The sequence below is a fragment of the Streptomyces sp. NPDC097595 genome, assembly GCF_044761525.1.
GTDB classification, from domain to species: Bacteria; Actinomycetota; Actinomycetes; order Streptomycetales; family Streptomycetaceae; genus Streptomyces; species Streptomyces drozdowiczii_A.
Genome location: NZ_JBIWCN010000007.1, coordinates 216,270 through 228,848 on the forward strand (window position 1 = coordinate 216,270; position 12,579 = coordinate 228,848).

Genomic DNA, 12,579 nt, shown 5'->3' on the forward strand with positions numbered 1-12,579 from the left:
CCCGGCACGGGGCCGGGCTTCCAGGGTGATGCCCGCCACCGCAGGGACAAACCGGGACCAATGTCCCTACGGTGTGGGCCGTCCTTCCCGCACTCGCGCCCTCAGGCGGTCGTGGCCTCCCCGGTCGTCTCCCCGGTCGCCTCCAGATAGGCGCGCCAGCCGCCGTGCTCCGTGATGTCGGTGCCCCCGGACGCGGAGTGCGGGTCGCACTGGAAGCCGAGGACCCAACTGCCGTCGTCGAGCTCGACGCGGCCCAGCGACATGGGCGCCGGCAGCGCCGCGAGGAAGCGCCCGAGGGCGGCGGGCGGCAGGAGCCAGCGCTCGCCCGAGATCGCCGCGCCGTCCTTCGGCCCCACGCGCACGAGGCCCGGCTTGGGCGGGGTCGTCCCGAGCGCCGTGAGCCGGTAGGACGCGGCGGTGGTCACCTCACCGGCGTACCGGGCACCGGAATCGGTGAGCTGGTGGTTGAGCGGCTGCCCGGTCAGGTGGGCGCCGAACACGGCGAGGCCGATGCCCACGTCCGGCAGGGGGCCCGGTCCCTGCTCCCCGGTGAACAGGGCGGCGATGTCGATGGCCGGCTGGTCCTCGAAGGCGCGGGTGACGACGCTGACGCCGAACGGGCTGCCGTCGGCCTCCCCGGCCGGGACCGCGACGGCCGCCATGTCCAGGAGGTTCACGAAGTTCGTGTACGTGCCCATCCGGGAGTTGACCACCACCGGATCGGCCAGCACCTCGGCGATGTCCGGGTGCCCGGTGGTCGTCGGCAGCAGCAGCGCGTCGTAACCGGACAGAAGGCTGTACGCGTGCGCCCGGTAGCGGTCCAGCCGCTCCTGGTCGGCGGCGAGCGCATGGGCGGGCAGAGCGCCGGCGGCGAGGATGATCCGGGCGACCGTGGGGTCCACCGCCGACCGCTGCTCCGCGATGAAGTCGCCGACGGACGCGTAGCGTTCGGCGACCAGCGCCCCGTCATAGAGCAGCCGGGCCGCCTCCAGCAGCGGTGACACGTCCACCACGGCGGTCGTGGCGCCGGCGGCCTCCAACTGCTTGACGGCCGCCGCGAACGCGGCGCGCCCCCCTGGCGACAGCGGGGCGAGGTCGTCGTCCCGGGGCACCGCGATCCGGGGCCGGGCCGGCGCGGCCAGGCGGACGTCGTCGGGCCAGGCCCGGCTACGCGGGTCATGCCTGTCCGGGCCCGTCATGAAGCCCATGGCGGTCTGGGCCTCGGTGAGGGTGCGGGCGAACACCGTGACCGCGTCGTAGGAGCGGGCGGCGGGGATCACACCGGTGGTGGGCACGACGCCCAGCGTGGGCTTGATGCCGACGATGCCGTTGAGGGCGGCGGGGACCCGGCCGGAGCCCGCCGTGTCGGTGCCGATCCCGATGTCCGCGATACCGAGGGCCACGGCGACCGCCGAACCGGAACTGGACCCGCCGGAGATCTTCTCGGGGCGCAGGGAGTTGCGCACGGCACCGTACGGGCTCCGCGTCCCGACCAGGCCGGTCGCGAACTGGTCCAGGTTGGTCTTGCCCAGCAGGAGCGCCCCCGCGTCCACCAGGCGCCGCACGGCCGGCGCGGAGGCGTCCGGGAAGTAGGTGAAGCCGGGGCAGCCGGCCGTCGTGGCCATGTCCGCCACGTCGATGTTGTCCTTCACCGCGAGCAGGACACCCGCCAGGGGCAGCGGTTCACCGGCGGCCAGCCGGGCGTCCAGGGCGGTGGCCTCGGCCAGGACCTCCTCCTCCGGGCGCAGGGCGATCCACACCTCCGGCCGGTCGGTCTCGGCGATGCGGCGGTAGGCGGCGGTGACGCGTGCGGTGCAGCTCTGGGTCACGCTGCTTCCTCTCGTGCGACGACGGCCAGCGGGGTGCCGGCGTCGATCTGCTGTCCGGGGGCGACGAGGACGTCGGTGACGACGCCATGCGCGGGGGCGCGCACCACGACCTCCATTTTCATGGCTTCCAGGACCAGAAGTGCCTGTCCCGGCTCAACTCGGGTGCCGGGCCCGGCTTCCACCTTCCATACGGTGGAGCTCAGCGGAGCCTCGACCAGGCCCGAGCCCGGCGGGAGGGCGAGCGGGGCCGTGGCTTCGGCGACCGGTTCCGGTTCGGCGCGCGGGGCGAACTCGCCCGCCGCCTCCCAGGCCAGCCGTTCGGTCTCGAAGGCCGCGGACTGGCGGTTCCGGAAGGCGGCGATGTCCGCCGCGTTCTCGCGCAGGAACGCCTCGTGCTCGGCGAGCGAGAAGACGCCCGGCCGGATGTCGAGAGCGGTGCGCCCGGAGGCGAGATCGCCCCGGATGTCCAGGAGTTCGGCCGGATCGACCGGGTGCCAGACGATCCGGTCGAAGAACCGCAGCAGCCAGGGCGTGCCGTCGGCGAAGGAGCGGGGCGGGCGCAGACCGCCCCACACCGGCACCGTCCGGCCGATGAGCTGGTAGCCGCCGGGGCTCTCCATCCCGTAGATGCACAGGTACGAGCCGCCGATGCCCACCCCGGCCTCCGCCGTCCAGGTGCGCGCCGGGTTGTACTTGGTGGTCACCAGGCGGTGGCGCGGGTCGAGCGGGGTGGCGGCCGGGGCGCCGAGGTAGACGTCGCCGAGGCCGAGGACGAGATAGCGGGCGTCGAAGACCGTACGGCGTACGTCCTCGACGCCGGCCAGGCCGTTGATACGGCGGATGAACTCGATGTTGGACGGGTTCCAGGGGGCGTCCCCGCGCACCGAGGCGGCGTAGCGGTCGATGGCCTCGTCCACGGTCGGGTCGTCCCAGGACAGCGGAAGGTGCACCTCCCGGCTGGGCACGCGCAGTTCGGCGGTGGCCGGCAGCTGGTCCTCGGCCTCCCGGAGCAGACCGAGCAGGGTGCGCAGCGGCAGCACGTCCGGATCGGTGTGCAGATGCAGCGAGCGTACGCCCGGAGTGGCGTCGACCAGTCCGCGCGGTGCGAGCGCCCGTATGTGCTCGGCGAGGGCGTGGACGCGCATCCGCAGACCCAGGTCGAGGGTCATCGGGCCGTACTCGACGAGGATGTTGTCGTCGGCGCCCCGCCGGTAGGTGACCTCGGGGGCGGCGTCGGTGGCGGGGCGGCGGCCGAGCACGCCGTCGTCGCCGTCCGGGCCGCCTGGGGCCGGGAGCGTGAGGAGCGCGGGGGTCCGGCGCAGCGCGTCGGCGGTCCGCTCGGTGACCGGGACGAACTGCACGGTGTCGCCGGGCCGGAGCTGCCCGGTCTTCCAGCGCTCGCCGCGCACCACGGTGACCGGGCAGGCGAAACCGCCCAGGCTCGGTCCGTCGGGGCCGAGGATGGCCGGGGTGTCGCCGGTGAGGTTGACCGCGCCCACTGAGTACGCGGTGTCGTGCACGTTGGACGGATGCAGTCCCGCCTCGCCGCCGTCCGGACGGGCCCACTCGGGGCGGGGGCCGACGAGACGCACCCCCGTGCGCGCCGACTGCGCGGAGACCTTCCAGTGCGTCCCGTAGACCGTCCCGATGCCTTCCCGGGTGAGGAAGTCCGGTGCGGCGTGCGGCCCTTCGCTGACCGCGATGCGCCAGTGCGCGGCGAAGTGCGGACGCGAGGCGGCCGGTACGGGAGCGGGCGCCGGTGCGTCGGTCCCGGGCCGGGCGGGCCGCAGCACGTCACCGGTGCGCAGGGCGCGGCCCGCGTGGCCGCCGAAGGCGCCGAGCGTGAAGGTGGCGGCGCTGCCCAGGTAGGCGGGCACATCGAGGCCGCCGCGCACCAGGACGTAGGTGCGCATCCCGGGGCCTTGTGCGGTGCCCACGTCGAGCAGCTGCCCGGCGGCGAGCTCGACCGGCTCCCACATGGGCGCGGGGCGGCCGTCGACGGTGACCGTGGCCGGGGCACCGGTGACGCAGACGGTGACCGGCGCGGAGAAGCGCAGCGCGGGCCCCTCCAGCGTGCACTCCAGGCCGGCGGCGCCCTCCGGGTTGCCGACGGCCGTGTTGCCGAGCCGGAAGGAGAGGTCGTCCATCGGTCCGCCGGGCGGGACGCCGACCTCCCAGTAGCCGGTGCGCCCCGGCCAGTCCTGCACCGTGGTCTGCGCGCCCCCGCGCTCCACGTCGATCCGGGGGCGCGGGTCGCGCAGACCGGCCAGGGTCGCCGTGGTGTGCCGCGCCTCGAGCACGACCGGTGCGCGGCAGGCGGCGCGCAGCAGCCCGAGATTGGTCTCCACCCCGTCCACCACCGTCCCGTCCAGGGCCTCGGCCAGCCGGGCGAACGCCTCCGCACGGGTGTCGCCGGTCGCGACGACCTTCGCGAGCATCGGGTCGTACGCCGTGGAGACGTGCTGCCCGGTCTCCGCCCAGCCGTCCACCCGTACGCCGGCGGGGAACCCGACCCGGGTCAGCAGGCCGGAGCTCGGCCGGTGGTCCCGGCCCGGGTCCTCGGCGTAGACGCGCGCCTCGACCGCGTGGCCCCGGGCGGCCGGCTCCGTCAGGAACCCGCGTTCGCCGCGCGCCAGCCGCAGCATCCAGGCGACCAGATCGATGCCGTGGATCTCCTCGGTCACCGGATGCTCCACCTGGAGACGGGTGTTGACCTCCAGGAAGTACGCCTCCTCGCGCACCGGGTCGTACACGAACTCCACCGTCCCGGCCGACCGGTAGTCCACCGATGCGCACAACTCCCGGGCGGCGGTGTGGAGTACGGAGCGCAGATGCGGCGGCAGGCCCGGCGCCGGGGCCTCCTCCAGCACCTTCTGGTTGCGCCGCTGGAGGGAGCAGTCGCGGTCGCCGAGCACCACGACGGAGCCGGCGCCGTCCCCGAAGACCTGCACCTCGACGTGGCGGGCGTGCTCCACGTAACGCTCCAGGAAGACCCCGCCGTCGGCGAAGCTGCCCCGGGCCAGCCGCGACACCCGGGCGAAGGCGTCCCGCAGCTCCCCGGGCCCGGCACACGCCTGCATGCCGATGCCGCCTCCGCCGCCGGTCGCCTTGAGCATGACCGGGTAGCCGATCGGCTCCGCCGCGCGCAGGGCCTCCTCCTCGTCGGCGAGGAGCCCGCTGCCGGGCAGCAGCGGCACGCCCGCCGCGAGCGCGGCGTCCCGTGCGGTGTGCTTGGCGCCGAACACCTCCAGCTGGGCGGGCGTGGGGCCGACGAAGGCGAGGCCCGCCTTCTCCACGGAGGCGGCGAACGCCGTGTTCTCGGACAGGAAGCCGTAGCCGGGGTGCACCGCCCCGGCCCCGGTGGCGAGGGCGGCCTCCAGGACCGCGTCGGCCCGCAGATAGCTCTCGGCGGCGGGGGCGGGGCCGAGGCGCACGGCCTCGTCGGCGAGGCGGACGTGCGGGGCGGTGCGGTCGGCGTCGGAGTACACGGCCACCGTACGCAGGCCGAGGGCTTCGGCGCTGCGGATGACCCGGCAGGCGATCTCGCCGCGGTTGGCGATGAGCAGGGTGTCGAACATGACGGCAACTCCTGGGTACGGGGCCGGGTTTCAGGCGACGGGCGGCTGTGCGGGCAGCACGTGGTCGCCCACGCCGTCGGTGCTCAGGCAGAGCGAGCAGACGACCGCGTCATGGGTGGCGCAGGCGGCGAGGTCGGGGCGTTCGTACGACTGGTGGCAGACGTGGCAGTCGTAGGTCACCGCGCTCGGGTTGCCGTCCGCGTCGAGCATCGGCTCGTCCAGGCCGTCGTCGGTGCGGCGCAGGTAGTAGCGGCCCTTGGTGACGTACGCGACCAGGGGCGTCAGCACGAAGGCGATCACGGCGGCGGCGACGGGGGAGTACGGCTGGAGGGCGTCGCCCAGGGCGTGGAAGTACATCGCGATCGACAGGCCGGAGGCCGCGGTGAAGGCGATCACGCCGACGGGGTTGACGGCGTACAGCATGCCCCGGCGGAACTCCGGCCGGAGCGGCGAGATGCGCAGCAGGTACTTGTTGACGCCGATGTCGGTGGCGACGGTGACGATCCAGGCGATGGCGCAGTTGGAGTAGAAGCCGAGGATGTCGTTGAGGAAGCTGAACATGTCGGCCTCCATCAGCGCGAGCGCGAAGCCGAGGTTGACCAGGACGAACACCAGCCGGCCCGGGTAGCGCCGGGTGACCCGGGTGAAGGAGTTGGTCCAGGCGAGCGAACCGGAGTACGCGTTGGTGACGTTGATCTTGATCTGGCTGATGACCACCAGGACCACGGCCAGCGGGACGACCAGCCAGGACGGCAGCATCGCGTCGAACGCGCCCCGGAACTGCTGGATCGGCTCGGGCGCGGCGTCGGCGCCGACCTCCGCGATGATGTACACGGCGAGGAACACCCCGATGGCCTGCTTGAGCGCGCCGAGCACCACCCATCCGGGACCGGCCATGATGACGGCGGTCCACCAGGTGCGCTTGTTGGCCTCGGTCTTCGGCGGCATGAAGCGCAGGTAGTCGATCTGCTCGCCGATCTGCGCGATGAGCGAGAGGCACACGCCTGCACCGAGGAGCACGGACGCGGTGTCGATGCCGCCCTTGCCGTCCGTTCCCGCGTACGAGAGGAACCGGTCGACGGTGCCGGGGTCGGTGGCGACCAGATAGACCAGCGGGCCGACCATGAGCAGCAGCCAGATCGGCGTGGTCCACACCTGGAGCTTGCTGAGCGCCGACATTCCGTAGATCACCAGCGGAATGACCATCAGCGTCGAGACGAGATAGCCGAGCCAGAGCGGCAGTCCGAGGCCCAGTTTCAGGCCCTGCGCCATGATCGAGCCTTCGAGGGCGAAGAAGATGAAGGTGAAGCTGGCGAAGATGACGCTGGTCAGGACCGAGCCGTAGTAGCCGAAGCCGGAGCCACGGGTGATCAGGTCCAGATCGAGGTTGTAGCGGGCGCCGTAGTACGCCAGCGGGAAGCCGGTGGCGAAGATGACGACGGCGGCCACCGCGATGGCCAGGAGCGCGTTCCCGGTGCCGTGGGCCAGGCCGATGCCCGCGCCGATCGAGAAGTCGGCCATGTAGGCGATGCCGCCCAGGGCGGTGGTGGCCACGACCGCGGGGGTCCAGCGGCGGTAACTCCGGGGCGCGAAACGGAGGGTGTAGTCCTCCAGCGTCTCGCTGGTGGCCCGGTTCCCGGTGGCGGTCGGTGGTGTGGACGTCGCACGTGACTCGGTCGTACTCATGGGCAGCCCTTCGGGGAGCGGTGAGCGGAGGGAAGGCCGTGCTGAGGACGGGCGGGGGCGGACGTCGTCGGCCGCCGGGGTCTCAGACGCGGTCGGCGTGCAGGGCCATCTGCGTCATGGCGCGCTGTGCCCTTTCGAGCACGACGGCCATGGAGTCGCCGACATGGGCGTGCAGAGCGCGGTGGCCGTCGGTGAGGCGGCCGTCGAGGACGGCCTCCATGATCGCGATGTGCTCGGTGATGGTGGTGCCGACCCGGTCCGGGGTGAGGAAGTCGTACATCCGGACCCAGCGGATGCGCTCGCCCACGGCCACGAGGGCGTCCGTCAGAGCCGGGTTCCCGGAGGCGCGGGAGAGCTCGGCGTGGAAGCGCTCGTCCTGGACGACGAAGCGGGGATCGGGGTCCGGGGGCCGCTCGCGCATGGCGTACCAGCGGTCCAACTCGGCCGTGAGGACGGCCGGATCATGCCGTACGGACGGGTCGTCGATCGCCCGGGCGATGCCGCGCAGTTCCAGGGTGACCCGGAGTTCGTAAAGGTCGCGCAGCTGGGCGAGGTTGGGGATCGTGACGAAGAAGCCGCCGTCCCCGCGCTCGATCAGGCCGTCCGCGAGCAGGCGCGCCAGGGCCTCGCGCACCGGGGTCCGTGAAACGCGGAAGCGTGCGGCGAGCCGGGTCTCGGCCAGTCGCTCGCGCGGCCCGAACTCGCCGTCGAGCACGGCCGCGCGCAGCTGTCCGTACACCGTCTCGCGGAGCGAGGGCGCGGGTTCCGAGTCCGTGCCCCGCGCGGTGTCCGTGGGCGTATACAGCGTCGTATCCAGCGTCGCATCCATGGGCGGAGACGCTAGGAACCGGTTGTTTCACCGGAGTCCACGGCGGAGTGAACTACTGGTTTCCGGCAGCTCACGCCGGCCCGGGGCACGGCGAAGCGCCCCGCACGCGGGCGCGGGGCGCTTCACCATGGGGGCGGGGTGGTCAGCCGGTCGCGCAGGAGACCGTGGGCCAGGTCCAGTTGCCGTTGGACTGGATGGTGACGCCGAAGTTGTTGCCGCTGCCGTTGGGCTTGGCGGTCAGCACCTGGGCGCTGGGGTAGCCGGCGCTGATGTTCCAGGTGGACAGGACCTTCTCCGGGGACGGGAGGTTCATCGTCACGGTCCAGTTGCTGGAGCCGGAGACCGCGACGTTGAGGTTGTAGCGGTCGCCCCAGCTCTGGCCCGCGGACAGGGTGGCCGTACAGCCGCCGGTGTTCCCGCCGCCTCCGCCGCTGCTGCCGTCGGGGGCGACGGCCCGCCCGGTCTGCGGCGAGATCATGCCGGAGCACAGGCCCCGGGAGGCGAGCGACTGGGCGATGCGCGGGATGGCGGCCAGGGTGTTGGCGGGCCACTCGTGCATCAGGATGACCTGGCCGTCGGTGAGGCGCGACACGGCCTGGACGATCGCGTCGGTGCTCGCCCCGTTCCAGTCCTGCGAGTCGACGTCCCAGATCACCTCCGTGAGCCCGTACTTGGCCTCGACGGCCTTGAGCGTGGCGTTGGTCTCCCCGTACGGCGGCCGGAACAGCTTCGGGGTGCCGCCGCCGGCGGCCGCGATGGCCTGCTGGGTGCGGGAGAGCTCCGAGTCGATCTGGGCCTGGCTCTGCTGGGTGAGGTGGGGGTGGGTGTAGCTGTGGTTGCCGACCCACATGCCCGCGTCGACCTGGGCCTTCACCTGCGCCGGGTACGAGGCGGCGAACTGGCCCTCGTTGAACATGGTGGCCCGCAGACCGTTCTGCTTGAGGGCGTTGAGCAGGGCGGGGGTGTGGTCGTTGGACGGGCCGTCGTCGAACGTCAGACCCACGTAGCCGTTGCAGGCGGCGGCCTGGGCCGGGGCGGCGGCCGTGGCGGTCAGACCCAGGGAACTCGCCGAGGCGAGCACGAGCCCCGACGCCAGGGCGGCCGGGCGGCGGGGGAAGCGGAGACGCATGAACTGTCCTCCAGGTGAGGGGAGTTCCGGCCGCACGGGCGGCACGGCCGGGCCTGAGCACGGAGTTTTTGGGCCTCGTGAGCGACTGTCAATGGTTTCGGCAAGAGTTTCGAAAGCGTCGGTCTCCCGCTGTGTCGGATTCGCGTGTCAACAGTGCATGTCAGCGGGCATGAGGGGTGGCTTGTCCGGATGTCGAGAGGGTGGGCGAGGCTGCGGCGGTGTCGTGGCAGGGGATCGTACGGCGAAACTTTCGGACCCTCGGAAGTCTTCGCCCGCCACCGTATTGACAGTGCGCCGTCAACTCGCTGTCATACATGGGAGCGCTCCCACAATTCCCCACGCCCCGAGGAGGCGCACATGACCATCCACCCCCGCCGCTTACCGCGCAGACCCTGGACGGCGGCCGGCTCCGTCGTCGCGCTGGCCCTGTCGCTCTTCGTCGCCATGCCCGCCGGCGGACCGGCCGCGGCGGCGGAGTCCGCGCCCGGGTGCCAGGTCGACTACACCGCCAACGAGTGGACCGGCGGCTACACCGCCGAGGTGAGCGTCACCAACGAGGGCCCCGCGCTCAGCGACTGGCGGCTGACCTGGACGTACGAGGGCGACCAGCACGTCACCTCCGGCTGGAACGCCACCGTCACGCAGACCGGCCACGCCGTCACCGCCGTCGCCACGGCCTGGAACGGGGCGGTGGCCGAAGGCGGCACCGTCTCCTTCGGCGTGCAGGGGACCTCGCAGTCGGGCGGCCCCGCGCCCACCGGCTTCACGCTCAACGGCGTCTCCTGCGGCGGCGAGGACACCACACCCCCGACCACGCCTCCCACGACACCGCCGCCCACCACACCGCCCTCCGCCGAGTGCGGTGACGCGGTCGTCTGCGACGACTTCGAGGACCAGGCCGGCCCGGCCCCCGCCGGGAACTGGCGGTTCACCGCGCCCGACTGCCAGGGCACCGGAACGGCCGCCGTGGACACGGAGACCGCGCACAGCGGCACGCGCTCGCTGCGGCTGGACGGGAAGGCCGGCTACTGCAACCACGCCTTCGTGGCCTCCACCGCCGACCTCTCGACGGTCGGTCCCCAGCTGTACGTACGCATGTGGGTGCGGCACACCACGGCGCTCCCGGCCGCGCACGTGGCCTTCGTGTCGATGCCCGACAGCTCCCAGGGCGGCAAGGCCCTGCGGATCGGCGGGCAGAACGGGGCGCTCCAGTGGAACCGGGAGAGCGACGACGCGACGCTCCCGGCGCAGAGCCCGACCGGGGTGGGGCTGAGCAGGCCCCTGCCCACGGGCAGCTGGCAGTGCCTGCGGTTCGCGGTCGACACCTCGGCCCCGGGGCTCGACACCTGGCTGGGCGACGAGCAGGTGCCCGGTCTGCACGCCGACGGCGTCCCCACGCGTGACGTGGACGACCAGTGGCTCTCGCGGACCACCCCGCCCCGGCCCACCGCCCTGCGGCTGGGCTGGGAGAGCTACGGGGTCGGCGACGACACCCTGTGGTTCGACGACGTGGCCGTGGGCTCGGCGCCGATCGGTTGCTGAGAGGCGGACGCGTACCGGCCGCCCCCGGCCGGTACGCCGTTCACCCCAGGTGGTCGCCCAGCGTGCCGATCGCGGCGGCCGCCTCCAGGACGTGCGGGACGGCCCGGTCGGCGAGGTCGGGGTCGGAGGTGACCACGTTGATCGCGGCCCGGACCGGCCAGCCCGGCAGGGGGGCCGCGATGCCGTGGGCGCCGATGTTGACCTCGCTGTGGGTGATGACGTAACCGGTCTCGCGGATCGCCGGTACGCGGGGCGGTTCGGCGGTGCGCGGGGGACCGGAGGCCAGGGCGGCGAGACCGCCGGAGCCGTGGTCCAGGGGGTCGCGGCTGCCCTTGCGGTACCAGAACAGGGGGCCGTCCGTCGGCGGTTCGGCCACCACCGTGGTGACGGCGGCGGTGCCGACCGCCTCGACCAGGCTCGCGGTGGCGTCCAGCCGGCGGGCGAGGCGGTGCAGGACGGGCTCCGCGACGGTCCGCAGACTGGGGCCGGTGCCGCCGAGGAGCCCGGTCACGGCCGGGCCCACGGTGTAGCGGCCGCTGTCGTCGCGCGCGGCGAACCCCGTGCGGTGGAGCGAGACGAGCAGGCGGTGCGCGATGGAGCGGTGGAACCCCGTCGCGGCCGACACCTGACTGGTCGTCAGCCCCGCCGGGTGGCGGCCCAGTTCGACCAGGAGGGCGAGCCCGCGCTCCAGGGTCTGCGAGCCGCCGCTCTCGGAGTCGTTCGGCGGTGTCATTCCACCTCTTCGGGGAGCGGCCGGATGGTGGGGAGGATCCTGCCACGGACCTCGCCCAGGCCGATGCGCCCCCGCGCGCCCGGCGCCGAGTAGCGCAGGACGACCTCGTCGCCGTCCTCCAGGAACGTGCGCTCCTCGCCGCCCGCCGTCCAGGTCTCCTTGCCGCCCCAGGACAGTTCGAGGAACGAGCCGCGCTGGTGCTTGTCGGGGCCCGAGATGGTGCCCGAGGCGTAGAAGTCGCCGACCCGCAGCGAGGCGCCGTTGACCGTGAGGTGGGCCAGCATCTGCGCGGGTGACCAGTACATGGAGGCGTACGGCGGGCGTGCCACCACCGTGCCGTTGACCTCGACCTCCACGTCGATGTCGTAGCCCGACGGGCCCTCCTCGCGCAGGTACGGCAGTACGGCGGGCTCCTGGCCGGGCAGCTCGGTGCGGGCGTGCTCCAGCGCGGCGAGCGGGGTGACCCAGGCGCCGATGCTGGTGGCGAAGGACTTGCCGAGGTTGGGGCCCAGCGGGACGTACTCCCAGGCCTGGATGTCGCGCGAGGACCAGTCGTTGACGCCGGTGACGCCGAACACGGTCTCGGTGAACTCGGAGGTCGCGACGCGCTGCCCGAGCGGGACGGTGCGGCCGACGATGAAGCCGAGCTCGGCCTCGATGTCCAGGCGCAGCGACGGGCCGAAGGTGGGCGCCGGGTCGGCGGGGGCCTTGCGCTGTCCGGCGGGGCGGTGCACGGGGGTGCCCGAGACGACGATGGAGCCCGCGCGGCCGTGGTACGCGACCGGCAGATGGCGCCAGTTGGGCATCAGGGCGTCCCCGTCCGGCCGGAAGATCCGCCCGACGTTGGTGGCGTGGTCCACGGAGGCGTAGTAGTCGACGTAGTCCCCGACCTCGAACGGCAGACGCAGGGTGACCTCGGCCAGCGGCACCAGTCGGACCCGGTCGCGGTACGCCGGGTCGGTGAGCAGACCGGTCGCCCAGGCCCGGACCTCCGCCCACACCGTCGCGCCCGCCGCCATCAGCGGGTTGAGTGCGGGCGCGTCGAGCAGCGGCGCCCAGTCGGGGCGAAGACCGGTGGCGGCGGCGCCCAGGTCCAGGACGTGGTCGCCGATGCGGACGCCGACGCGCGGGGCGGTGTCCTCGGTGGAGAACGCGGCGTACGGGAGGTTGTCGACGTCGTACGCGCTGCCGGCCGCGGCCTCGACCCAGGTGGCGGGGTGGGTGGTGGACATACGTGGGCCCTTCGGTGACGG

Annotated in this window: 8 protein-coding genes; 1 reads left to right on the forward strand and 7 read right to left on the reverse strand. The window is 73.3% G+C overall.

Going from position 1 to position 12,579, the window contains the following annotated elements; genetic code table 11:
- Positions 1-101 precede the first annotated feature (101 nt).
- The 5 genes from atzF to ACIQZN_RS13935 all read right to left on the reverse strand — a co-directional run bounded on the left by atzF (position 102) and on the right by ACIQZN_RS13935 (position 9,051).
- A complete protein-coding gene (gene atzF, locus ACIQZN_RS13915; protein ID WP_403992116.1) occupies positions 102-1,829 on the reverse strand; it encodes an allophanate hydrolase in 1,728 nt (575 codons plus the stop codon).
- Positions 1,826-5,407: an urea carboxylase gene (uca, locus tag ACIQZN_RS13920; protein WP_403992118.1), complete on the reverse strand. Its 3,582-nt coding sequence runs from the start codon at positions 5,405-5,407 to the stop codon at positions 1,826-1,828. Before uca ends, atzF begins: the two co-directional genes overlap by 4 nt.
- A 30-nt stretch (positions 5,408-5,437) precedes the next feature.
- Positions 5,438-7,093, reverse strand: a complete 1,656-nt coding sequence (locus tag ACIQZN_RS13925) for a purine-cytosine permease family protein (protein WP_403992121.1) — start codon at positions 7,091-7,093, stop codon at positions 5,438-5,440.
- Between the two features lie 82 nt (positions 7,094-7,175).
- Positions 7,176-7,922: a GntR family transcriptional regulator gene (locus ACIQZN_RS13930; RefSeq protein WP_403992123.1), complete on the reverse strand. Its 747-nt coding sequence runs from the start codon at positions 7,920-7,922 to the stop codon at positions 7,176-7,178.
- A 142-nt stretch (positions 7,923-8,064) separates the two neighbouring features.
- Positions 8,065-9,051: a polysaccharide deacetylase family protein gene (locus ACIQZN_RS13935; RefSeq protein ID WP_403992125.1), complete on the reverse strand. Its 987-nt coding sequence runs from the start codon at positions 9,049-9,051 to the stop codon at positions 8,065-8,067.
- A 357-nt stretch (positions 9,052-9,408) separates the two neighbouring features.
- On the opposite strand from ACIQZN_RS13935, the gene ACIQZN_RS13940 reads away from it, so the two are divergent.
- Positions 9,409-10,593 (forward strand): cellulose-binding domain-containing protein, encoded by a 1,185-nt coding sequence (locus ACIQZN_RS13940; protein WP_403992128.1) that lies wholly within the window; start codon positions 9,409-9,411, stop codon positions 10,591-10,593.
- A gap of 40 nt (positions 10,594-10,633) precedes the next feature.
- Here ACIQZN_RS13940 and ACIQZN_RS13945 read toward each other — a convergent pair whose 3' ends face one another.
- On the reverse strand, positions 10,634-11,326 hold the full coding sequence (locus tag ACIQZN_RS13945; protein ID WP_403992131.1) for an IclR family transcriptional regulator: 693 nt from the start codon (positions 11,324-11,326) through the stop codon (positions 10,634-10,636).
- The gene (gene fahA / locus ACIQZN_RS13950) at positions 11,323-12,558 is read right to left on the reverse strand and encodes a fumarylacetoacetase (RefSeq protein WP_403992133.1); all 1,236 of its coding nucleotides are present in this window, start codon (positions 12,556-12,558) and stop codon (positions 11,323-11,325) included. Before fahA ends, ACIQZN_RS13945 begins: the two co-directional genes overlap by 4 nt.
- Between the last annotated feature and the right edge of the window lie 21 nt (positions 12,559-12,579).

What these genes read in the sequence shown, in the direction of transcription:
- ACIQZN_RS13930 (WP_403992123.1), bottom strand. Translation starts at nt 7,922, where the DNA reads ATGGATGCGACGCTGGATACGACGCTGTATACGCCCACGGACACCGCG.
- fahA (WP_403992133.1), bottom strand. Translation starts at nt 12,558, where the DNA reads ATGTCCACCACCCACCCCGCCACCTGGGTCGAGGCCGCGGCCGGCAGC.
- uca (WP_403992118.1), bottom strand. Translation starts at nt 5,407, where the DNA reads ATGTTCGACACCCTGCTCATCGCCAACCGCGGCGAGATCGCCTGCCGG.
- ACIQZN_RS13935 (WP_403992125.1), bottom strand. Translation starts at nt 9,051, where the DNA reads ATGCGTCTCCGCTTCCCCCGCCGCCCGGCCGCCCTGGCGTCGGGGCTC.
- ACIQZN_RS13940 (WP_403992128.1), top strand. Translation starts at nt 9,409, where the DNA reads ATGACCATCCACCCCCGCCGCTTACCGCGCAGACCCTGGACGGCGGCC.
- ACIQZN_RS13945 (WP_403992131.1), bottom strand. Translation starts at nt 11,326, where the DNA reads ATGACACCGCCGAACGACTCCGAGAGCGGCGGCTCGCAGACCCTGGAG.
- ACIQZN_RS13925 (WP_403992121.1), bottom strand. Translation starts at nt 7,093, where the DNA reads ATGAGTACGACCGAGTCACGTGCGACGTCCACACCACCGACCGCCACC.